Source organism: Erythrobacteraceae bacterium WH01K (assembly GCA_027941995.1).
Classification (GTDB): Bacteria; Pseudomonadota; Alphaproteobacteria; order Sphingomonadales; family Sphingomonadaceae; genus CAJXSN01.
The window spans coordinates 619,599-643,125 of record CP115966.1 but is presented as its reverse complement, the minus strand read 5'-3'; the positions used below and the strand labels follow the sequence as shown (position 1 = coordinate 643,125).

The 23,527-nt window shown below is 64.6% G+C and carries 18 protein-coding genes; 7 read left to right on the top strand and 11 right to left on the bottom strand.

Going from position 1 to position 23,527, the window contains the following annotated elements:
• Position 1 precedes the first annotated feature (1 nt).
• Complete coding sequence (locus tag PF049_03255; protein WBY17191.1) at positions 2-1,237, top strand: acetyl-CoA C-acetyltransferase; 1,236 nt, start codon at positions 2-4, stop codon at positions 1,235-1,237.
• 1 nt (position 1,238) lies between these two features.
• Entirely contained in the window at positions 1,239-2,096 is an 858-nt protein-coding gene (locus PF049_03250) for a MaoC family dehydratase N-terminal domain-containing protein (protein WBY17190.1), read from the top strand.
• Here PF049_03250 and ppk2 read toward each other — a convergent pair whose 3' ends face one another.
• The gene (ppk2, locus tag PF049_03245; GenBank protein WBY17189.1) at positions 2,097-2,876 is read right to left on the bottom strand and encodes a polyphosphate kinase 2; all 780 of its coding nucleotides are present in this window, start codon (positions 2,874-2,876) and stop codon (positions 2,097-2,099) included.
• A gap of 109 nt (positions 2,877-2,985) precedes the next feature.
• Between ppk2 and phhA the strand changes: the two genes are divergently transcribed.
• Positions 2,986-3,876: a phenylalanine 4-monooxygenase gene (phhA, locus tag PF049_03240; protein WBY17974.1), complete on the top strand. Its 891-nt coding sequence runs from the start codon at positions 2,986-2,988 to the stop codon at positions 3,874-3,876.
• 96 nt (positions 3,877-3,972) lie between these two features.
• Here phhA and PF049_03235 read toward each other — a convergent pair whose 3' ends face one another.
• From PF049_03235 to PF049_03215, 5 genes are all read right to left on the bottom strand, one after another.
• Positions 3,973-4,290, bottom strand: coding sequence for a hypothetical protein (locus PF049_03235; GenBank protein ID WBY17188.1), 318 nt, complete (start codon positions 4,288-4,290; stop codon positions 3,973-3,975).
• 39 nt (positions 4,291-4,329) lie between these two features.
• Positions 4,330-4,584, bottom strand: a complete 255-nt coding sequence (locus tag PF049_03230; GenBank protein ID WBY17187.1) for a hypothetical protein — start codon at positions 4,582-4,584, stop codon at positions 4,330-4,332.
• Positions 4,585-4,671: 87 nt separating this feature from the next.
• A complete protein-coding gene (locus tag PF049_03225) occupies positions 4,672-5,478 on the bottom strand; it encodes an undecaprenyl-diphosphate phosphatase (GenBank protein ID WBY17186.1) in 807 nt (268 codons plus the stop codon).
• An 81-nt stretch (positions 5,479-5,559) separates the two neighbouring features.
• Complete coding sequence (locus PF049_03220) at positions 5,560-7,764, bottom strand: M13 family metallopeptidase (GenBank protein ID WBY17185.1); 2,205 nt, start codon at positions 7,762-7,764, stop codon at positions 5,560-5,562.
• A gap of 171 nt (positions 7,765-7,935) precedes the next feature.
• Complete coding sequence (locus PF049_03215; GenBank protein ID WBY17973.1) at positions 7,936-9,672, bottom strand: ABC transporter transmembrane domain-containing protein; 1,737 nt, start codon at positions 9,670-9,672, stop codon at positions 7,936-7,938.
• A gap of 267 nt (positions 9,673-9,939) precedes the next feature.
• Here PF049_03215 and phaZ point away from each other — a divergent pair, with 267 nt between their 5' ends.
• Positions 9,940-11,160, top strand: coding sequence for a polyhydroxyalkanoate depolymerase (gene phaZ / locus PF049_03210; GenBank protein ID WBY17184.1), 1,221 nt, complete (start codon positions 9,940-9,942; stop codon positions 11,158-11,160).
• 27 nt (positions 11,161-11,187) lie between these two features.
• Here phaZ and PF049_03205 read toward each other — a convergent pair whose 3' ends face one another.
• The 5 genes from PF049_03205 to PF049_03185 form a co-directional block, all read right to left on the bottom strand.
• Positions 11,188-11,835, bottom strand: a complete 648-nt coding sequence (locus tag PF049_03205; protein ID WBY17183.1) for a hypothetical protein — start codon at positions 11,833-11,835, stop codon at positions 11,188-11,190.
• Positions 11,836-11,925: 90 nt separating this feature from the next.
• Positions 11,926-13,104: an acetyl-CoA C-acyltransferase gene (locus PF049_03200; protein ID WBY17182.1), complete on the bottom strand. Its 1,179-nt coding sequence runs from the start codon at positions 13,102-13,104 to the stop codon at positions 11,926-11,928.
• A 71-nt stretch (positions 13,105-13,175) separates the two neighbouring features.
• Positions 13,176-13,625, bottom strand: a complete 450-nt coding sequence (locus PF049_03195) for a MaoC family dehydratase (GenBank protein WBY17181.1) — start codon at positions 13,623-13,625, stop codon at positions 13,176-13,178.
• Between the two features lie 60 nt (positions 13,626-13,685).
• The gene (locus tag PF049_03190; GenBank protein ID WBY17180.1) at positions 13,686-15,083 is read right to left on the bottom strand and encodes a DUF5935 domain-containing protein; all 1,398 of its coding nucleotides are present in this window, start codon (positions 15,081-15,083) and stop codon (positions 13,686-13,688) included.
• 4 nt (positions 15,084-15,087) lie between these two features.
• Positions 15,088-15,273 (bottom strand): hypothetical protein, encoded by a 186-nt coding sequence (locus tag PF049_03185; protein ID WBY17179.1) that lies wholly within the window; start codon positions 15,271-15,273, stop codon positions 15,088-15,090.
• Positions 15,274-15,395: 122 nt separating this feature from the next.
• Here PF049_03185 and PF049_03180 point away from each other — a divergent pair, with 122 nt between their 5' ends.
• The 3 genes from PF049_03180 to gltB all read left to right on the top strand — a co-directional run bounded on the left by PF049_03180 (position 15,396) and on the right by gltB (position 23,526).
• Positions 15,396-16,643 (top strand): glycosyltransferase, exosortase A system-associated, encoded by a 1,248-nt coding sequence (locus PF049_03180; GenBank protein ID WBY17178.1) that lies wholly within the window; start codon positions 15,396-15,398, stop codon positions 16,641-16,643.
• A 46-nt stretch (positions 16,644-16,689) separates the two neighbouring features.
• A complete protein-coding gene (locus PF049_03175; GenBank protein WBY17177.1) occupies positions 16,690-18,606 on the top strand; it encodes a hypothetical protein in 1,917 nt (638 codons plus the stop codon).
• A 255-nt stretch (positions 18,607-18,861) separates the two neighbouring features.
• Entirely contained in the window at positions 18,862-23,526 is a 4,665-nt protein-coding gene (gene gltB, locus PF049_03170) for a glutamate synthase large subunit (GenBank protein ID WBY17176.1), read from the top strand.
• Position 23,527 lies beyond the last annotated feature (1 nt).

The window sequence follows — 23,527 nt, the reverse complement described above, 5'->3', positions numbered from 1 at the left end:
CATGTCCCAAACGCCCAGAAGAGCCGCCATCGTCTCGCCGCTGCGCACCCCGGTGGGCAAGTTCCTCGGCACCCTCGCCCCCCTCGATGCCGGGCAACTTGGCGCCGTGATCCTGAAAGCGCTGGTCGAACGGAGCGGGATCGATCCCGAGCGGGTCGACGACGTCGTCTTCAGCCAGGGCTACGGCAATGGCGAGGCACCGGCCATCGGCCACTGGAGCTGGCTGGCCGCTGGCCTGCCGCTGGAAGTGCCGGGATACCAGCTCGATCGCCGCTGCGGTTCCGGGCTGCAGGCCGTCGCCAATGCCGCGATGATGGTCGAAACAGGCATGGCCGATGTGGTCGTTGCGGGCGGCTGCGAAAGCATGTCCAATGTCGAGCATTACACGACCATGGCGCGGCATGGCGCACGCATGGGCGACATGGTGCTGCATGACCGCCTCTCGCGCGGCCGGGTGATGAGCCAGCCGATCGAACGCTTCGGCGTCATCTCCGGCATGATCGAGACGGCGGAAAACCTCGCCGCCGATTACGACATCTCGCGCGAAGAGGCCGATGCCTACGCCGTCCGTTCCCATCAGAACGCCGCCGCTGCGTGGGAAGCGGGCAAATTCGACGCGCAGCTCGTCGAGGTCGAGGTGCCGCAGCGCCGGGGCGATCCGGTCGTCTTCGCAAAAGACGAGGGCTTCCGCGCGGATGCGGACATGGAATCGCTCGGCAAGCTGCGCGCCATCGAGGGCAAGACCAATCCCGACGCCATCGTCACCGCAGGCAATGCCAGCCAGCAGAACGATGCCGCCGCTGCCTGCCTCGTCGTGGCGGAGGACAAGCTGGAGGAACTGGACCTCGAACCCATGCTGTGGTTCGGCGGATGGGCCGCGGCGGGCTGCGACCCGGCGCGCATGGGTATCGGCCCGGTCCCGGCGGTGGAGCGGCTGTTTGCGCGGCGCGGTTATGGCTGGGACGATGTCGGCCTCGTCGAACTGAACGAGGCTTTCGCCCCGCAGGTCCTTGCCGTCCTGAAAGGCTGGGGCTGGAGCGCGGACGATTCGCGCCGCGACATGCTGAACGTGAACGGATCAGGCATTTCGCTGGGCCACCCGATCGGCGCGACCGGCGGGCGCATCCTTGCCGACATGGCGCACGAGATGCATCGGCGCGAGGTGCGCTACGGTCTGGAGACGATGTGCATCGGCGGCGGCCAGGGGATCGCCGCCATGTTCGAACGGGCCACCTGACATGCAGGACTGGCCCGAGTGGATCGGGCGCACGGAAACCCGTCGTGACCGGCTGGATGAAGGGCTGGCTGCGCGCTGGCTTGCGACATTCGACCGCGAGCCGGCAGCCGGGCAGCCGCTGCCGCAGGGCATCCACTTCTGCCTGTGCACGCCCTACGCGCCGACGGCCGACCTGGGCGAGGACGGCCACCCCGCCCGCAGCGACGGTCCCGGCAGCTTCCTGCCGCCCGTGCCGCTGCCGCGGCGGATGTGGGCATCAAGCGCCATGGAATTCCTCTCGCCGATCCATACCGGCGCGGCCATCACGCGCACGAGCAGGATCGCATCCGTCACGCCAAAATCGGGCAAGAGCGGCGACATGGTGTTCGTGGATGTCGTTCACGAAACCGCTGCGGATGGCACCCCGGCTGTCACCGAGACCCAGACCCTCGTCTACCGCGAAGCCGCCGCAGCCGATGCGCCGCTCAGCCCGCCTCCGGGGTCTGGAGACAGCTTCGATGCGGGCGCGTGGGACGCGGTTCGCACCCTGACGCCCGATGCGCGCCTGCTGTTTCGCTATTCCGCGCTGACCTTCAACACGCACCGCATTCATTACGACGCGCCCTATGCGCGCGATGTGGAGCGGTATCGCGGCCTCGTGGTGCATGGTCCGCTGACGGCCAGCCTGCTGTTGCAACTGGCTGCCGACGAACTGGGACCGGATGCGCTGCGCCACTTCGCGTTTCGCGGGGTTTCGCCGGCGATTGCCGGTGAGCCGCTGCATCTCGCCCTGCGCCGGTCGGCAAGCAAAATCGAACTCGCAGCCTTTGCGGGCGATGGCAGGCAGGTGACGAAAGCCAGCGCTGGGATCGCTGGCTGATCAGTCCAGCGGGTAATCTGCAATCGGCTGCAACACGCCGTAGCTTTCCCGCACCGGTTCATGACCCAGCTCGGGAAAGTCCAGCGGATCCGGCTCGCAAGCCGTGTCGGGCAACCGGTCCAGCAGGTCGCGCACCAGTGTCAGTCGCCCCCGTTTCTGGTCGTTGAAATCGACCAGTGTCCAGGGCGCATGATCGGTATGCGTCGCGGCCAGCATCGCCTCCCGCGCCCGCGTGTAAGCATCGTATTTCTCCCGCGCGGCAAGGTCGATCGGCGAGAGCTTCCAGCGTTTGAGCGGGTCCTCCAGCCGTTCCCGCAACCGCTCTTCCTGCTTCTCCTGGTCGGTCGTCAGCCAATATTTGAACAGCAAAATGCCATCATCGACCAGCATCCGTTCGAAAACCGGTGCCTCGCGCAGGAATTTCGCAACCTGCGCCTCGCTGGCAAAGCCCATGACCTGTTCGACACCGGCACGATTGTACCAGCTGCGGTCGAACAGCACGATTTCGCCGGCTGACGGCAGGTGCGGGACATAGCGCTGGAAATACCACTGGCTGCGCTCCTGTTCGCTGGGCTTCGACAGGGCGACCACGCGGGTCTGCCGGGGATTGAGCCGCCCTCCGACCGCGCGAATCGCTCCGCCCTTGCCCGCCGTGTCGCGCCCTTCGAAAATCACGCAGATCCGCTGGCTGGTGACCCGCGCCCAGCGCGCCATCGCCACCAGTTCCTCTTCCATCGGGGCAAGCAGTTTCTCGTAGGCCTTCTTCTTAAGTTTCGGCACGCTATGGCTCTCCGCAAAATTGCCTGCACATCGCAGCGATGCTACCTATATGATCGATATTATGGCCACACTTGCAAAGCCCGAAACCGATTATTCCGTCCTGCCCGAAATGCCGGAGGACGTCTTTACCGCACCGCTGAAGCGGCCCGGCCATGTCGGGAACGACTGGCTGGAACCGCAGCAGACGGCCTATGACAGCGAAGACGACGCGATCTGGGACGACCTGTTCTCGCGCCAGATGGATGTCCTGCCCGGCCGGGCAGCAACCGCTTTCCTGAAAGGGTTGGAGCGACTGGATCTGGGCCGCGGCGGCGTGCCTGATTTCGATCGCCTTTCGGCCGAGCTTTCCCCCATGACGGGATGGAGCGTCGTGCCGGTCCCGATGCTGATCCCCGACCATGTTTTCTTCTGGCATCTGGCCAATCGGCGGTTCCCGGCGGGCAATTTCATCCGCACGCGCGAGACGTTCGATTACATCCAGGAGCCCGACGTCTTCCACGACGTGTTCGGCCATGTCCCTATGCTGACCGATCCGGTCTACGCCGATTACATGCACGAATATGGCAAGGCCGGGTGGAAGGCGATGCGCTATAATCGCCTCAAGGCCCTGGGCGCGCTTTACTGGTACACGGTGGAATTCGGCTTGATCCAGGAAGCCGAGGGCATTCGCGCCTATGGTGCGGGTATCCTGTCCGGACCGACGGAAGCGGTGTTCGCGGTCGAGGCGAAAAGCCCCAATCGCATCATGCTTAACGTCGACCGGGCCATGCGGACCGATTACGTCATCAGCGATCTTCAGCCGACTTATTTCGTAATCGAGAGTTTTGAGGACCTCTACCGCCAGACGGTTGAGCGGGACTTCGATGCGCTTTATCGCAGCCTGCCGCCCTCCTTCACCTATGCTAACGCGGCTGTCATCGACGTGGATTATGTCGTGAACCGCGGAACGCAGGAATATCTGCTGCGTGGCGGACGGGGCAGTGCAGCGCCCGCGGTATAAGCCGGCCACCCGAGACGGTGGCCGATAAACGATACGACAACGAAAAACGGCCCCGGATCGCTCCGGGGCCGTCTTCTTTTCCGCTGGGAGGAGGGCTCAGGTGGGCTCTTCGTCCATCGTATCAGCGGCTTCTTCCATGGCTTCTGCTTCTTCGTCGACAGCATCTTCCATTTCGTCAGCCTGCTCATCGGTGATTTCACCGGCGTCTTCCATGGATTCGATTTCCATGTCGGCGGCATCTTCCATTTCTTCTGCGTTGTCTTCCATCTGGTTCTCCGCAGCGGAATCGCAGGCAGCGACGCTCAGTCCGAGTGCAGCGACCGAAGCAACCATGGCAGTTTTCATCGTGAATTTCATAACTTCTTCCCCTTCTTGAAAAACGGGCTCCGAAACCGGAACCGCAAGGTCATGCATGACAGCAGGCAACCGCCCGAGTCCAGCATGTTATTGCAATCAGCCGGTTTGGGCCTTGTGCAAATATCGATACGCCAGAATTGCGATAAAGCTCCCGAAGGCGCCGAGCAGGAGCGCGGCCGGGCTCAACCCGGCAAGGATAGGCGCCTGGTTCACAGGCACACCGACGATCAATGCACCGCAGATACCTGCCAGCACCTTGTTCGTCGTTCGCTGGGGACTACGCACGTCGTTTATCACGGTCGCCAGCCATCCGATGGCCGCGCCGGTCGCGATCAAAATCAGCAATCCCATGTAAAATTCTCGTTATTCATTACCCCCAAACGACAGGGGTAGGCACGCGTTCCGAACTGTTTTCGATTGCAACCGGTAGTGTGGGATTCAGGCAACCATCCACGCGATGAACGCACCGCCGATCAGTATCCGGTACCATCCGAACGGCGAAAATCCGCGCTTGCTGACGAAAGCCACGAACGCCTTGATCACGGCGAGCGCCACGAGAAACGCAGCGGTGAAGCCGAGCGCGATCTCGGTCCAGCCGATCGTCGCCTCTCCCGCCAGCAAGGCCGGTTCGTCCAGGATCTTGACCGTGGCCGCGCCCAGCATCGTGGGCACGGCAAGGAAGAACGAGAATTCGGCCGCGGTCTTGCGCCCCACGCCCATCGCCAGCGCGCCCATGATGGTGGCGCCCGAACGGCTGGTACCGGGGATCATGGCAAGACACTGGACACAGCCGACCGCGAGGGCCGTCTTCGCCGACATGGCTGCAACCCCCGTATCCTCGCGCGCGGGGATTATCCGTTCCAGCACGATGATCGCGATACCGCCGATGATGAGGGCAATCGCCACGACCAGCGGCGTCTCCAGCATCGCGTCGATCGCATCCTTCGCCAGCAGGCCGATGATGGCAGCGGGCACGAAGCCCAGCAGGATGTTGCGCACGAACCGGACCGAGCGGTCTTCCCAGCGCAGCAAGCCCATTCCCATGTCCCAGAAGGTCCGGAAATAGGCCACCACCACCGCCAGGATCGCGCCCAGCTGGATGACGATGTTGAATTGCCGCCATTCGGCCGGATCATACCCGAACCATGCCTGGGCGAGGATCAGGTGCCCGGTCGAGGAGACGGGCAGGAATTCGGTCAATCCTTCGAGGATACCGAGCAGGATCGCGGTTACTGTGTTTTCCATGGTGGCATGGGTCCATGAAGAAAGGGGACGCCAAGTCAAGCGACCCGGCGTCCCCTCGGGGGTAAATCGTGCTGGCTGGCGTTACCAGATCTTCACGCGCTCTTCCGGCGGCAGGTACAGTTCGTTCTCGGGCGTGACGCCGAAGGCTTCGTACCAGGCGTCGATGTTCCGCACCACGCCGTTGACCCGGTATTCCTCCGGCGCATGGGGATCGGTGCGCAGGCGGGTGCGATAGTTTTCCTCCCGCTGGGCCGAACGCCAGACCTGCGCCCATGCAAGGAAGAAGCGCTGGTCGCCGGTCAGGCCGTTCAGCACCGGCACGTCCTGACCTTCCGTCGCGATCTTGTAGGCGCGGTAGGCGAGACTGAGGCCGCCGAGATCGCCGATATTCTCGCCCAGCGTGAACCGGCCGTTCACGCAGGTCTCTCCGTCATCGAAGGGGCAATAGGCATCGTACTGCCCGACCAGCGCATCGCCGCGCTCGTCGAAATTGGCACGGTCTTCGTCCGTCCACCAGTTGCGCAGCTTGCCCGTACCGTCGGACTTGGAGCCCTGGTCGTCGAAGCCGTGACCGATCTCGTGGCCGATCACGCCGCCGATGGCGCCGTAATTGACTGCCGGATCCGCGCTCAGGCCGAAGAAGGGCTGCTGCAGGATGGCCGCCGGGAACACGATCTCGTTCTTGGTCGGGTTGTAATAGGCATTCACCGTCTGGGGCAGCATGAACCACTCGGTCCGGTCGATCGGGCCGCCCAGCTTGGAGACATTGTCCGCCAGCTGCCACGCTTCAGCAGCGACTTCGTTGGCGACCGGATCGGTTCCGCTGATGGCGAGGCCGTCATAGGTTTCCAGATTGTCGCGATATCCGATCTTCGGGTCGAAGCTGTCCAGCTTGGACATGGCCTCGACCTTGGTTTCCTCGGTCATCCAGTCGATTTCGTCGAGCGACTGCGCCAGCGCGACCCGCAGGTTCGCCACCAGCTCGTCCATCGCGGCCTTGTTCTCGGCAGGGAAGTAGCGCTCGACATAGGATTTGCCGACCAGTTCGCCCAGCGAACCCTCGACGGCGGCGATGGCACGCTTCCAGCGGGGGCGCTGTTCGGGCGTGCCGGTCAGCGTCTTGCCGAAGAATTCGAAATGCGCCTCGTCGAACCGGGTCGGCAGGACCTGCGCCCGGTCGGTCAGGATATCCTTGATCGTCCAGGCCTGCAGCGTGGCGAGCGGCGTTGCATTCAGCACGTCGAACATGCCGGGGAAGCCGGTGCCGATCTTGTCCAGCGTTTCCGCCGTCAGTTCCAGTTCCGCGACCTCTTCATCGGTCGGCGGGATCTGGCCGATCACGTATTTCGGCGACTGCGAGAAACCGATCTTGTCGAGCATCGCGGCAACCGGGAAATCGCCCGCCATCGCCTCGACCTCGGCGGCCGTCACCGCGTTGTAGGTCAGGTCGCGGTTACGCTGCACGGTGCGGTCCCAGATGACGTCGCGGGCCAGCTTTTCCTCGAAGGCGTAGACCGCCTCTGCCGCCGCGCGGGGGTCGGCATAGCCGGCTTCGCCCAGAACGAAGATCATGTAATCCTTGTATCCGTTCTGGATCGCGACGCCCTTCTCGGAGGTGTCGAGATAATATTCGCGGTCCGGCAGGCCGAGGCCGCCAATGCCGAGATAGGCGACATACTGGTCGGGCTGCTTGGCATCGACATTGACATAGCCGCCGATGGGCGCGGGATAGCCCGGCGATGCCCACAGATCGCCCAGTTCGCCGACCGAACGCACCGCGGAAACGGCATCGAGATAGGGGCGCACATTGTCTAGCCCCGCTGCGTCGATGGCATCGGTGTCGAGGAAGGCATTGTAGGCATCGACGATGCGCTTCTCGTCCGGCGACAGCGCGGCCGCGTCCTTGGCGACCAGTTCGTCGACCAGGGCCTTCACGTCGCTGGTCGACTTCTCGCGCAGCAGGTTGAACGCGCCGAACCGGCTGAATTCGGCCGGCAGCGGGTTGGCATCGAGCCATTCCTGGTTGACGTACCCGAAAAAGTTGTCGCCCGGCTCGATCGTCTCGGACAGGAGAGAGGGATCGACGCCCCATTCGCCGAAGCTCATCGTCGGGGTGGCCGGTTCGGCGACCACGCCCGCGTCGCCTTCCTGCGGCAGGGTCGGCGTATTGGGGACAGGCGCGGGTGCGCTCGTCTCGTCGGAGCGTTCGGTTTCCTGCGCGCTGGCAGGTGCCGCGGCGATCAGCGCGAGCGCGCTGGCGGAAGTGATGATGGCAGTGCGTATCATGGTCGTGGCATCCCCTTGGAAAATCGCCCCGCACGCTCACGGCGAACGGGAATTACCGTTCTGCCATAGCCGTTTGGACGGCGCGGCGGAAACGTTCGTCGACGCAGCGATAGCATCCGTCGAATATCGCGGCGCTGAACGCGGGGCATGCACCCCCGCCGGGCAATTGGATCAGGCCGCCTCGCCCTCGGGAGCGTCGAATTGCAGCGATGCGAGGCGCGCATAGAGTCCGCTATTGGCGATGAGCTGGGAATGGCTGCCCTGCTCCACGATCCGGCCATCCTTCATCACCACGATGCGGTCCGCTGCACGGACCGTGGCCAGCCGGTGGGCAATGACCAGCGTGGTGCGCCCCTTCATCAGCTGTTCGAGCGCGTCCTGCACCAGTCGCTCGCTTTCGGCGTCGAGCGCGCTTGTCGCCTCGTCCAGCAGCAGGATCGGCGCATCGCGCAGCAGGGCGCGGGCAATGGCGATGCGCTGTTGCTGGCCGCCCGACAGGCGCGTGCCGTCCTCGCCGAGGAAGGTATCGAGCCCTTGCGGCAGGTCACGCAGGAAATCGACCGCATTGGCGGCCCGTGCCGCCTCCCAGATCTGTTCGTCGGTCGCGTTCCAGTTGCCGTAGCGCAGGTTGTCGCGCGCATCGGCGCTGAACAGGACGCCGTCCTGCGGGACCAGGGCCATGCGATCCCTTATATGCGCCGGATCGAGGCTGGTCAGCGGAACCCCGTCCAGCCGCACGGTGCCGGCCTGCGGATCGTAGAACCGCTCGGCCAGCTGGAAGATGGTCGATTTGCCCGCACCCGACGGGCCGACGATGGCAACGGTTTCGCCCGGTTCGACTTCAAGGCTGAACCCTTCCAGCGCGGGCTCCTCCATGCGGGTCGGATAGGCGAAGGTCACGCCGCGGAACGACAGGCTGCCCCGCGCGGGTTCGGGCAGCTTTTCGGGCCGGTCCGGCGGCGCGATACCCGGCTGCGCCACCAGCAGCTCGTTCAGCCGGCTCGCCGCGCCGGCCCCGCGCAGGAGATCGCCATAGACTTCGGTCAGGGACCCGAATGACCCGGCGACCAGCCCGCCGGTAATCACGAAGGCTGCTATGGTGCCGCCCGAGATCGCGCCCGACGAGACACCGATGGCCCCGCGCCACATCAGCAGCGTGATCGAGCCGAAGATCAGCAGGATGATGATCGATGTCATGGCGGCGCGGATCAGGATGCGGCGCTTCGCCACGGTGAAGATCTGCTCCGCCGCATCGCCGAACCGCTCCGCCTCGCGCTTTTCCTGTCCGAAGGCTTGCACCACCTTCATCGCGGACAACACCTCGGTGATCATGGCGCCGACATCGGCCACCCGGTCCTGGCTGGTGCGCGAGACATTGCGCAGGCGGCGACCGAAGATCGTGATCGGCAGCACCACGGCGGGAATGACCAGCGCCATCCCGATGGTCAGCTGCGGCGCGAGATAGAACAGGTATGCCGTCCCGCCGATGGCCATCAGCAGGTTGCGAAGGGCGACAGACACCGTCGTGCCGACCACCTGTTCGATGATGGCCGTATCGCTTGTCAGGCGGCTTGAAATTTCCTTGGGCGAATTGGTTTCGTAGAAGCCCGGTTCCTGCCGCAGCAGGTTCGCCTGCACCTTCTTGCGCAGGTCCGCGACCACCCGCTCGCCGATCCAGCTGACGAAATAGAAGCGGAATGCCGTCCCCACTGCCAGCACGCCGACGATCATGATCAGGTACCGGAACCAGCGCCCGATATCGGCCGGATCGCCGCCTGCCGCGAACCCGCGATCGATGATCAGCTTGAACCCCGCAGGTATGGCGAGGGTCGCAGCCGCTGTGACGATCAGAGCCAGCAGGGCGAAGGCGATCTTGTCGGGGTATTTCGCCGTTTCGCGGTAGACCATGCGCAGCGGGCCGAGCGAGCGGCTCTTTGCCTCCCCGTCCCTTGCTCCGCCATGCCGGAACAGGCGGCGAGAGGCCGGAGCGGGATCGTGATCTGCAGGGTGGTCTGGATTGTTCATCGGATTGGCCTGCCATGTAGGCCGCACGGCGGGCAAAATCCACACGGGCCGCGTGCAATTTCGGCATTGTGCATTGCACAATCGGTCACGAAGGCCCACCTTGCAATCCTGCCGAGACGCCCGCTACCGGGCGGCCGAAGGGGAATTTCAGTGCTTTACCACGCCTATGAATTGCAGCGCGCCTGGCTCAACAGCGCCAGTTCCATTGCGTCCATCAGTTCCGAATGGCTGACCAATCCGGCCAATCCCATGGCCTATAACGGCCTCGGCCCGATGGCCGCGAGTGCGCTGGAAGTGTTTGCCCACGCCACGCTGGAATACGGGAAACCCGAATTCGATATCGAGACCGTCGAGGTCGATGGCACCTCCCATCCGGTCAGCGAGACGCTGGTCCTGCACCGCGCGTTCGGCGACCTCAAGCGCTTCCGCCGCGAAGACCTGCCCGAGGATGCGCCCCGCCTGCTGATCGTAGCGCCGATGAGCGGCCATTACGCGACCCTGCTGCGCGGCACGGTCGAGCGGATGGTGGAAAGCTGCGATGTCTACATCACCGACTGGCACGACGCGCGGCGCGTTCCCATGTCTGAGGGGCATTTCGACCTAGACGACTATATCGACTACCTGATCGAGTTCCTGGACCATATCGGCCCCGGCGCGCACATGATGGCCGTGTGCCAGCCCAGCGTGCCCGCGCTGGCCGCGACGGCGATCATGAATGCCGACGACCACGAAGCGGCCCCGGCGACGCTGACGATGATGGGCGGCCCGATCGATACCCGCGAGAGCCCGACCACGGTCAACGATCTCGCCATGAAACGGCCGATCAGCTGGTTCCGCAGCAATGTGATCGCCACCGTGCCGATGCAGTACGAAGGCGCCGGGCGGCGGGTCTATCCCGGCTTCCTGCAGCTCGCCAGCTTCATGTCGATGAACCTCGGCGCGCATATCCAGAGCCACTGGGAAATGTTCAAGCACCTGACAGCAGGCGACGACGACAGCGCGCAGCAGTCGAAGGATTTCTACGAGGAATATCGCAGCGTCTGCGACATGACGGCGGAATTCTACCTCCAGACGGTGGAAGAGGTGTTCCAGGAGCACTCGATCCCCAACGGCACCTTCACCCATCGCGGCAAGCTGGTCGACCTCGGCAAGATCGACGAGACCGCCATTCTGGCCGTCGAGGGCGAGCGGGACGACATTTCCGGTATCGGACAAACCAGGGCCGCGCTGAAACTGGCAACCGGCCTGCCGGAAGAGAAGAAAGCCTATTACCTTGCAGCCGGCGCCGGGCACTACGGCATCTTCAACGGCAGCAAGTGGCGCGAGAAAGTCGCCCCGACGGTCGAGAAATTCATCGCCCGCCACGGCTGACCGGGCCAGCGCGCGGGCGCGAAGCTCTCAGGCGGTATCGCCCACGTTTTGCGGTTCGTCCTCACCGCAGGCGAATCCTTCGGCCGCGTCATCGGCGATTCGCCTGGCGCGGGCATTCGCGCTAGGCGTGTCGCCGGAAACCCGCCCGATCAGGCAGCCCTCTGCGCCGGGAGTCTCGATCATGAGAACGCTGCGGCCTGCCGATTGCATGGAAACATCGCTGAGGCGGTAGATGATGGCTACCGGCGCGCTGTCCGCCATGCGCCACTCCACGGTGGCAGGCTCGGCATTGAAGGCCCCGATCGACTCCCACGCACTATTGTCCGCGCCCGCGTCGATATCCATGCGTCCGTCACCGCTCATCACGATCAGGTCCATGCCGTCCAGGCCCGCACACCGCCAGGTCGCGCCTTCTCCCTCGGTCTGCTGCGACACGAGTTCGCACTCGTCGAGGTCGAGCGACGTATAGTGCGACGAGAACCGGCCATTACCTGCCGCATTTTGCTCCGCCGGCGAAGCGATCTGGCCGGGCGCGCCGGTTACGGACCCTTCGTCCAGCGATGTTGCTTGCTCTCCTCCCTCGGCGGGATTCGCAGGCTGCGATCCTTCACCGCACGCGGCAAGCATGAATGCCGGGCAAAGGGCAAAGACGAAGGCGGCGTTGCGACAGGTCATGACTGTATCTCCTGATACGAAAACGGCGGCGCACCCCGAAGGGTCCGCCGCCGCATCATCGCGCCCGTTTCCGGGCCGGTCAGTGTGGGATCAGAAGACCTCGAACAGGCCTGCTGCGCCCATGCCGCCGCCGACGCACATGGTGACGACCGCGTATTTCGCACCGCGGCGCTTGCCTTCCAGCAGGGCGTGGCCCGTGCAGCGTGCGCCCGTCATGCCGTAGGGGTGGCCGATGGAGATCGAGCCGCCGTTCACGTTGAGCTTGTCGTTGTCGATGCCCAGCTTGTCGCGGCAGTAGAGGACCTGCACGGCGAATGCCTCGTTCAGTTCCCACAGGTCGATGTCGTCGACCTTCAGGTCGAACCGCTCGAGCAGCTTGGGAATGGCGAAGATCGGGCCGATGCCCATTTCGTCAGGCTCCGTGCCGGCGACGGCCATGCCGACATAGCGGCCGAGCGGCGTCAGGCCCTTCTTGGCGGCAGTCGCGGCTTCCATCACCACGACGGCGGACGAACCGTCGGACAGCTGGCTGGCATTGCCTGCCGTAATCGTCGTGTCCGGGCCGAGAACCGGCGGCAGGCTGGCCAGGCCTTCGAGCGTGGTGGAGGGACGGTTGCCCTCGTCCTTCGCGATGGTGACTTCCTGTTCGGAAACCTCGCCGCTTTCCTTGTCCTTCACCATGTGCGTGGTGGTGACGGAGACGATTTCGTCGTCGAACAGGCCGGCTTCCTGGGCGGCAGCGGTACGCTGCTGCGACTGGAGCGCGTACTCGTCCTGCGCTTCGCGGGTAATGCCGTAGCGATCGGCGACGGTCTGCGCGGTCTGCAGCATCGGCATGTAGATCGCATTGTGCATCGCCATCAGCGACTTGTCCGGGGACACGCGCATTTCCGGCGTCTGGACGAGGCTGATCGATTCCTGGCCGCCGGCCGCGACGATATCCATGCGGTCGAGCGTAACCTGCTTCGACGCGGTGGCGATCGACATCAGGCCGCTGGAGCACTGGCGGTCGATCGTCATGCCGCTGGTGCCGATCGGGCAGCCTGCGCGAAGCGCGACCTGGCGGGCGAGGTTGCCAGCCTGCGTGCCCTGCTGCAGCGCGGAGCCCCACAGGACGTCGTCGACTTCACCCGGTTCGATATTCGCACGCTCGATCGCCGGGGCGAGAGCGTAGGAGCCGAGCGTGGCGCCCGGGGTGGAATTGAAAGCGCCCTTGTAGGCCTTGCCCATACCGGTACGGGCGGTGGAAACGATGACTGCGTCGCGCATGGCGATCTCCTGTGACTAGAGGGAATGATGCATGACCGGCGCCCGTCGGCGCCGGGATTGGTATGGCGGGATCAGACGAAGTACTGGGTGATCCATTCGCAGATCAGCGCGGGCTTGTCCTCGCCCTCGATCTCGATCGTGATTTCGGCGGTCTGCTGCCACTGACCGGGGCGCTTCTCGATCATCTCGAGCAGCTTCCAGTGGCCGCGAATGCGCTTGCCGACGCGCACGGGGTTGATGAAGCGGGTCTTGTTGCCGCCGTAGTTCACGCCCATTTTCACGCCGTCGATCTTCGGCATGTCGCTGTTGGCGCCCAGGTAGGGGATCATCGACAGGGTCATGAAGCCATGCACGATGGTTCCGCCGAACGGCGTCATCTTGGCTTTCTCTTCATCGATATGGATGAACTGGTGATCGCCGGTTGCATCGGCGAACATGTTCACCTTTTCCTGCGTCATCTCGGTCCATTCGCTGCTGCCGAGCTGTTCGCCTGTCTTTTCTGCCAGTTCCTGCGGGGTCATGTGCCTCTCCTTCAAGACGGTACGGGTTGAATTGCCGCACCTCATGCAGGAAGCCGCACCTTAGCGCAATGCGGGGCGCGGCGACGCTACGTCAGGCCCGTCCCCTGTCGCGGCAGGCCGTTCCGCGCGGGCCCCGATCCCGCGTTTTTTGGGCGAATCGAGCCGTTTGCAATAGACGTGCAGCGCGATCTGCAGGCCGATCAGCATCATGATGAAGGCCTGGTAGGCGATGCCCTGGAACGTCGCGCCGACGAGATAGATGATGTGGGCGTATTGCAGCGCCGTGGCGAGCGGGGCCTGCCATTGCATCCCCTCGCCCGTGCGGTCCCGCCATCGGCGGCGGATACGTTCCATGTGCCACAGGCCCAGCAATTGCAGCCACAGCCAGATGCCCAGCCCGAAGAAGCCCTGCTCGCCCAGCACCTCGAAATAGGCGGAATGGAACGCGCGCGCCTCGTCCGTGACCGTATCGTACTCGACCGACACGGTATTGCCCTCGCCCGTGCGCGTGGGAAGGCGGTAGGTGAAGCTGTTGGCCCTGTAGATGTCGAAGCCGCCGCCACGGGGGTTCTCGGCAGCATACTCGATGGTCCATTCCCACACGGCCAGGCGGGTCGAGGCAGATTCGTCCCCGTCATGGCTGCCGATGGTGGCCATGCGCTCGTAATAGCTTTGCGGAATGAACGGCAGGGCCATGATGCCCAGCAGACCGCCTGCAAGGATGAACATCGCCCGCCGTTTGACATCGCGCAGGGCCAGGACGGCGATGACCGCGATGCAGACGAGACCGGTACGGGCCTCCGTGCCGATCGGGATCAGCAGGCAGGCGAAGATCAGGCAATAGGCGAATATCTTCACCCGCCAATCCGGCTTGAAGATCGTGCCATGCCGCGTGAACCACAGGATCAGCGGGATCAGACCGATGGCGATCGTCGCCAGGGTCGAGCTTTCGTAGAGGCCGCTATTGTCGTTCACGAAGAAATAGAGGCTTTCGTACCCGCCCCCGCCCAGCGCGGTCTTCATGCTGGCGGAAATGATGATGGCGGCAGCGGTTACGACCATGACCAGCAACGCCGCTTCCAGCCGCAGGCGGGTCATGATGGTAAAGGGCAGGAAGATGGCGAAGACCATCGCTTTCCAGACCCAGTCCCATTTCAGCGCCGCCTCTACCGGGAAGGGCGAGAATTGCAGGGTGAAGAAACACCACAGCAGGAGGACGAGCAGCAGGCCCTGTCGGAAGGAGAACTTCACGTCCTTTTTCGAATCGGTCAGGATCCAGCCGAGGAATGCCGCGCAGAACGCGATCAGCGACAGCGGGAAAATCTGCGTCAGCGCCCAGCCGATCTTCTGCGGGGCGAGGATGTCGATGTAGAGATAGGCGAGCACCCAGACGAAGGGCCGCTTGATGCCCAGCGCGAAGAATACCAGCACGAACAGGAAGAGCGCAGCGTCCAGCATGGCGCTATCCGCGACCCCGCGCGCGGCCAGCGCGTTTTGGCGGCTGCGGCGACCCGGCCTCCGCTTCCGCAGCATCAGCGTGCGCCAGAGTCTGGACCTCCTCCCGGTCGAGTTCGTCCCGGCCCAGGATGCGCAGCAGCGCAACCAGGATCAGCCCGTGGGTCAGGGCTAGGGCGAAATAGTCGATCATGACGCTTCGGGCGGCTCCGTAGGGGCAGGCTGCAATGCGATACAGACCCGCTTCTGGTTACCATCGCGCTATCATCGACCGGTTGACGGGCCGTTAAGCAAACTCTGGCACAGGTCGCTCCCATGACCCGTGTGCTGCATGTCCTCGACCATTCGCTGCCGCTCCACAGCGGCTACACCTTCCGTACCCGTGCCATCCTGAAGGCGCAGGAACGCGCGGGACTGGACGTTCGCGGCATCACCGGGCTGAGACACGTGGCAGAAGGCCCCGCGACCGAGCAGGCAGAGGGCCTGACCTTCCATCGCACCCCGGTAAATGCCGACGGGTCGCGCGAGACAGGCTCCGTCCCGGCGCTTTCGGAAATACGCGAAGTGAACCGGCTGGCGAAGGCGATAACCCGGCTGGCGCAGGACTGGCGGCCGGATATCCTCCATGCCCACTCCCCGGCGCTCTGCGGTCTGGCCGCGGTGCGGGCGGGCGCGCGGCTCGGGATCCCTGTGGTCTACGAAATCCGCGCCTTCTGGGAGGATGCGGCGGTCGGCAACGGCCAGGGCCGGGAAGGTTCGATCAAATATCGCATGACCCGCGCGCTGGAAAACCGCGTCGTCGCCCGGGCCGATGCCGTCTTCACCATCTGCGAGGGCCTGCGCGACGACCTGATCGCACGCGGCTTCGACGGCGGGCGCATCGGTATCTCCCCCAATGGAGTCGACATGTCGGTGTTCGGTCAGCCGGCCGGCCGCGACCCTTCACTGGCGGCGAGACTGGGCCTCGGCGAGGGGCCGATCATAGGCTTCATCGGCAGTTTCTACGATTACGAGGGGCTGGACGACGTGATCGCCGCCCTGCCTGCATTGCGGGAAAGACACCCGGGCGCGCAGCTGCTGCTGACCGGCGGCGGACCGATGGACGATGCCCTTCGCGTGCAGGCGGCGGCGTCCCCCTGCGCAAGGCATATCCACTTCACGGGCCGCGTCCCGCATGAAGAGGTCGAGAACTATTACGCCCTGATCGAAATCCTTGCCTATCCGCGCAAGGCCAGCCGCCTGACCGATCTGGTCACCCCGCTCAAACCGCTGGAGGCCATGGCGCAGCGCCGGCTGGTGGCAGCATCGGATGTCGGCGGCCACCGCGAACTGATTACGGACGGTGTGACCGGGACGCTGTTCCCGGCCGACGATCCGGCAGGTATCGCCGTCGGGCTTTCAGCCCTGATTGATCGCCGATGCGAATGGGATGCGATGCGGGAACGCGGCTTTGCCCATGTTGCCACACGCCACGACTGGGCGGACAACATTCATCGTTATCAAAGCGTTTACCATCATTTGCTAGCCCCTCCACTGAACAGGTCCATTCCGGCCGCTGCCTGACCGGCAGCACGCGCCCGGCGGACCGCAACAGGGAAGTGGTTTGAACATGGCAGGCACAAAGAAGAAAAGCGCGAAGGGCGGGGCTCCAATAAGCTCGCACCCGGCCTTTCCGGCGATCGTCGGCCTGTGGTTTGCAGCCCTGTTCGGGATCGGCAGCCTGGTTCTGCCGACCGGCTTTTTCGAAACCGTGGTCGTGGCAATAGGGCTCGATGCCGTCCTGCCGGCGGCTGCACCGCCTCTCGGATTTACCGCACGGGCGGCGATTGCCGTCGCAGCGGGTGCATTGGGCCTTGCGCTTGGCCTCTTCCTCGCACGCAAGGTCGTTGCGGCGCAGGCGAACAGTCAGGAACGGTCGCGCGATTTGAAGCTGAAGGAAGAGGATCGCCATCCCGACGCCCCGGCCAAGCGTCCGATTTCGGCGCGCAAGGAATTGGGCAGCGAGGGTCTGGGTCCTGTCACCGATCCGTGGAAGTTCGAAGACGAGTGGGAGGATGAGGACGACTACGATAGCGTCGACGCCTACGATGATGCAGACGACGATTTCGACCAAGACGACGTGGATGACGATTTCCATGTCGAAGACCGGGATGGGGCTGCCGAGACCGCATCCGGTCCCGCGCCGGTTGCCGGACACGTCGCCGGCCGCGTCGCCGGACGCCGCCGTGCCCTGTCGGTGACCGACGATTCGGGTCCCAGCGATTTCCTGATGAATGCGCCGCTGCCCGGCCGGAACCCGGACGAACCGCTCGAACTCGAGGTCCTCGAACTGGAACCGATGTCCGAGGATGTCACCGAGGATGATGCCGCGCGCAACGATTTCGCCCAGGACATCGAGGCATTGCGCAATGACGATGCGCCCGCCGCGTTTACATCGAACCCCGAAACGGCGGCCAAGCCGACACATGAAGAATTCGCACCCCGCGAAGAGGAACACTCCATGACGCCCAGTGACCCGGAACCTGCCAACGCCGCTGCTTCTTCTTCCGTAGTTGCCCCGAGCGATCGGGCCCTGTCCGATCTCGGCATGGCCGAACTGGTCGAACGGTTCGCCAGCGCCCTGCAGGCCAAGGCGACCCGGGACGAGGAGGCGGCAAAGGCGAAGCCGCAGGCGTACCCGGCAGTGGCGGTGGACACCGGCGCCAACCCCTTTGCGGACCGCGCCGCCGAACTCGATCCCGATGGCCAGGGCTTTGCGGGGGCCCGGCCCTTCGCTGCTCCGCCGGTAGCCACAGCACACGAACCGATGCCGCAAGCCGGATTGGAGACGGAGCCGGCGCCCGAAACGGCTGAATTCGATACGCCCGCACCGGCGGAGACCGAAGCGCCCATGCCGATGGTCTTCCGCCCGGCGGGCAGCCTTCATTCCGGGGAAGCTGACGACCAGAACGCTGCGACGCCCTCACCCTTCGGCAATCCGGATGCCGTTCCCAGTGCTCTGCAGCCTGTGGGTCTCGATGACGATGGCGAGGACGACGAGGACGCGGACCTGCCCCTGTCGATCAACTTTGCAGCCCATCGCGATTTCGCACCGCTCCCGGCAGGGGACGATAACGGCAGCGTTCCCTTCGCCCAGCCCTCGCCGTTCTCCGCAGACGAAGGATTGGAACTGGACGAGGAAGAGGAAGACAACGACGCATACAGCTCGCTTCTTTCCATGAAGAGCAGGCTGGCGGGCCAGGAATTCGCCCGCGTCGACGAAACGGAAGATGATTTCGGAGATGCACCCGAACCGGTCGTGACGTTTCCCGGGCAGGAATCCGTCGAAGCGCAGACAGCCCCGCCCTCCCCCGCTGCGCAACCGTCTGCAAAACAGGGTGCAGCGCGTCCCTTCGACGCTCCGCAGGCCCCGCCCTCCAGCCAGCCCATGCCTTCGGCCCGCCAGTCGCCCGCCGATGTGAGCGAGACCGAGCGTGCCTTGCGCGAAGCGCTGGAGAAACTGCAGCGCATGAGCGGAGCCGCCTGATTGCCCGCAGGCGTTCGCACGCCCGCATCGAGCCGGGCGGATAGCGGATGAATACGTAATTGCGGCGCATTTCGGACACCCGCTTTGCGCGGGCCAAGAATTCGTTCGCGCCTTCGCACTTGCAAAAAACATATCCTGTCGTCACAAGAAGGTTTCGCGACAGTTTCGTATCAGGCGCAGCCTGCGAAACGCGTGCTTCATTGCCGCGTTCACGCCGAAAGGTGTGGCAACGCGGCATCTGACAGGACTGTTTTTATGACGAACCCCGCTTCGCAGGGCCTTTACGATCCGCGCAACGAACACGACGCCTGCGGTGTCGGCTTTATCGCGCATATCAAGGGTGAACGGAGCCACGGGATCGTCAAACAGGCGCTGGAAATCCTCGCCAATCTCGATCACCGCGGTGCGGTCGGGGCCGATCCCCTGCTGGGCGATGGCGCCGGCATCCTGCTGCAGATCCCCGATCCCCTCATCCGCAAATGGGCGGAAAAGCATGGCAAGGACCTGCCCGTGCGCGGGGAGTACGGCGTCGCCATGTGCTTCCTGCCGCAGGACGATGCCGCGCGCGAATTCGTGACCGAGCGGCTCGAGCGGTTCGTCGAGAAGGAAGGGCAGAGCGTCATCGGCTGGCGCGACGTGCCCCTGACGATGGACGGGCTGGGCAAGGCCGTTATCGATTCGATGCCGGTCATCCGCCAGTGCATTGTCGGCCGCGGGGCGAACTGCGCCGACGAAGCCGCGTTCGAACGCAAGCTGGTCGTCATCCGCAAACAGACGCTCAATCCCCTGTCCATGCTGGCGGAAAAACACGACCTGCCGGGCCTCACCCAGACCTATATTCCTAGCTTCAACGCGCGAACCATCGTGTATAAGGGCCTGCTGCTGGCGAACCAGGTCGGTTCGTTCTACGACGATCTGCGGGACGAGGACTGCGTCTCCGCGCTCGGTCTCGTCCACCAGCGCTTCAGCACCAACACCTTCCCCAGCTGGCGGCTTGCCCACCCCTATCGCTTCATGGCGCATAACGGGGAAATCAACACCGTTCGCGGCAATGTGAACTGGATGAACGCGCGCCGCCGCACGATGGAAAGCGCCGCGCTGGGACCGGACCTCGACAAGATGTGGCCGCTGATTCCGCACGGCCAGTCGGATACCGCCTGCCTCGACAACGCGCTGGAGCTGCTGCTGGCCGGCGGGTACAGCCTGGCCCACGCGATGATGATGCTGATGCCGGAGGCATGGGCGAAGAACACGCAGATGGATCCGTCGCGCCGCGCATTCTACGAATATCACGCTGCCCTGATGGAACCGTGGGACGGCCCTGCCGCGGTGGCCTTTACCGACGGGCGCCAGATCGGCGCGACGCTGGACCGCAACGGCCTGCGCCCGGCGCGCTTCTGCGTGACGAAGGACGATCTCATCTGCCTCGCCTCGGAAAGCGGCGTGCTGCCGTTCGACGATGCGGACATCACGCGCAAATGGCGCCTGCAGCCCGGCAAGATGCTGCTGATCGACCTGCAGGAAGGCCGCATCATCGAGGATGCCGAGCTCAAGGACCAGCTATCGGCCGACAAGCCCTATGCCGAGTGGCTGGAAACCGCCCAGTACAAGCTGGAAGACCTCGACATCGTCGATCCCGAATTCGCCCAGTTGCCGCAGGACGAGAACATGGAAACACCGACCTTACTGCAGGCGCAGCAGGCGTTCGGATATACGCAGGAAGACATCAGTCGCTTCCTCGAGCCAATGGCCGTAAATGCCGACGATCCGCTGGGGTCGATGGGTACGGATACGCCGATCGCCGTGCTGTCGGACAAGAGCCGTCTGCTCTACGATTATTTCAAGCAGAACTTCGCACAGGTCACCAACCCGCCGATCGACCCGATCCGCGAGGAGCTGGTGATGAGTCTGCTGTCGATGATCGGGCCGCGCCCGAACCTGCTCGGCATGGATGCCGGCACGCACAAGCGGCTCGAGGTCAGCCAGCCGATCCTGACCAATGCCGACCTAGCCAAGATCCGTTCCGTCGAGACGTCGCTGGACGGCGCGTTCCGGACCGCCACCGTCGACACCACCTGGGACGCGGCCAGCGGCAGCGCCGGCGTCGAACTGGCGATCAAGGAAATGTGCTGGGCGGCGACCGAAGCCGTGCTGCAGGACGCCAATATCCTGATCCTGTCCGACCGCGCGATGAGCGAGGGCCGGGTGCCCCTGCCCGCGGCCCTCGCGACCGCCGCCGTGCATCACCACCTGGTGCGGCAGGGCCTGCGCATGCAGACCGGCCTGGTCGTCGAGACGGGCGAGGCGCGCGAGGTCCATCATTACTGCGTCCTGGCAGGCTACGGCGCAGAGGCAATCAATCCCTATCTTGCCTTTGAGACGCTGGAGAACCTGCGCGAAAAACGCCATCCGGACCTGACGCCTGCACAGGTCGAGGGCAATTACGTGAAAGCCATCGGCAAGGGCATCCGCAAGGTCATGTCCAAGATGGGCATCAGCACCTACCAGTCCTATTGCGGGGCCCAGATATTCGACGCGGTCGGCCTGTCGAGCGCGTTCATCGACAGCTATTTCACCGGCACCGCGACCACGATCGAGGGTATCGGTCTGAAGGAAGTGGCCGAGGAATCGATCCGCAGGCACGAACTCGCCTTCGGCGACGATCCGCTGCACACCGAGATGCTGGAGGTCGGCGGCATCTACCAGTACCGCCTGCGGGGCGAGGATCACGCCTGGACCCCGACCAATGTCGCGCAGCTGCAGCACGCCGTGCGCGGCGGCCCGGACGAGAAGGGGTACGAAAATTACGCCTCCTTCGCCGAATCTCTCAACAACCAGGCGGAACGCCTGCTGACCATCCGCGGCCTCCTGGAATTCGAGGAAGCGGAAACGCCCCTGCCGCTGGACGAGGTCGAGCCGGCATCGGAAATCGTGAAGCGTTTCAGCACCGGCGCGATGAGCCTGGGCTCCATCAGCCACGAGGCGCATTCGACCATGGCGATTGCCATGAACCGCATGGGCGGCCGCTCCAATACCGGCGAAGGCGGCGAGGAGCCTTTCCGCTTCACGCCGATGGAAAACGGCGATTCCATGCGCAGCCGGATCAAGCAGGTCGCATCGGGCCGCTTCGGCGTGACGACCGAATACCTCGTCAATTCGGACGACATCCAGATCAAGATGGCGCAGGGCGCGAAGCCCGGCGAGGGTGGCCAGCTGCCCGGTCACAAGGTCGACAAGCGTATCGGCGCCGTGCGTCACTCGACGCCGGGCGTGGGCCTCATCAGCCCGCCGCCGCATCATGACATCTATTCGATCGAGGATCTGGCCCAGCTGATCCACGACCTGAAGAACGTGCAGCCGACCAGCCGCATTTCGGTCAAGCTCGTCTCCGAAGTCGGGGTCGGCACGGTGGCTGCCGGCGTGTCGAAGGCGCGCGCCGACCATGTCACCATTTCGGGCTATGAAGGCGGCACGGGCGCCTCGCCGCTGACTTCGCTGACCCATGCCGGGTCCCCGTGGGAAATCGGCCTCGCCGAAACCCAGCAGACGCTCCTGCTGAACGATCTTCGCAGCCGCATCGCGGTGCAGGTCGATGGCGGCCTTCGCACCGGCCGCGACGTTGCCATCGGCGCGCTGCTGGGAGCGGACGAGTTCGGTTTCTCGACCGCCCCGCTGATTGCAGCGGGCTGCATCATGATGCGCAAATGCCACCTCAACACCTGCCCGGTCGGCGTGGCGACGCAGGACCCCGTGCTGCGGGCCCGCTTCACCGGCACGCCGGAACACGTCATCAACTACTTCTTCTACGTCGCGGAGGAATTGCGGGCCATCATGGCACGCATGGGCTTCCGCACGGTGGAAGAGATGGTCGGGCGCGTCGACCGGCTGGATGCGCGCCGTGCAGAACGCCACTGGAAGGCGCGCGGCGTCGACCTTGGCGGCCTGCTCCACCAGGTGGCCCTGCCGGAAGGCCGCAAGCTTCACCACACCGATACGCAGGATCACGGGCTTGCGGCCGCGCTCGACAACGAGCTGATCGCTGCCGCGGCGCCTGCCATCGAACGTGGCGAGGCTGTCCAGATCGACCGCGAAATCCGCAATGTCCACCGCACCGTGGGCGCGATGCTGTCGGGCAGGATCGCGGAAAAGTACGGGCACGAGGGGCTGCGTCCCGATACCGTGCGCGTGAACTTCACCGGGGTCGCGGGGCAGAGCTTCGGCGCGTGGCTGGCCCACGGCGTGACGCTCGACCTTGTCGGCGATGCCAACGACTATGTCGGCAAGGGGTTGTCGGGCGGCCGCATCATCGTGCGCGCACCGGATGACGCCCCGCGCGAACCGGGCAGCAACATCATCGTCGGCAATACCGTCCTGTATGGGGCAATCGCTGGCGAGGCCTATTTCGAAGGCGTCGCGGGCGAGCGCTTCGCTGTCCGCAATTCGGGCGCCATCGCGGTGGTCGAAGGGACCGGCGACCATGCCTGCGAATACATGACCGGCGGCGCCGTCGTCGTCCTGGGCAAGACCGGGCGCAACTTCGCAGCCGGGATGAGCGGCGGCATCGCCTATGTCTTCGACGAAGACGGCACGTTTGCCGACCTGGTGAACCCCGCACAGGTGGAACTGGAACGGATCGTGGCCGACGCGAACGAGGAGGAAGGCGCAGGCTATCCCCGCCAGCGTCCGCAGAGCGTCCACGATTTCGGGCTGGGCGACATGCTGCGCCACGACGCGGACCGCCTGAAGATCCTGATCGAACGGCACAAGCTTCACACCGGCAGTTCCCGCGCCGCCGCAATCCTCGAGGACTGGGATGCCAGCCTCGCGAAATTCGTAAAAGTCATGCCGACCGATTATCGCCATGCGCTCACCACGCTGGAGAACGAGCGGAACGAAGCGGCCTCGGAAGCGGCGGAATAAG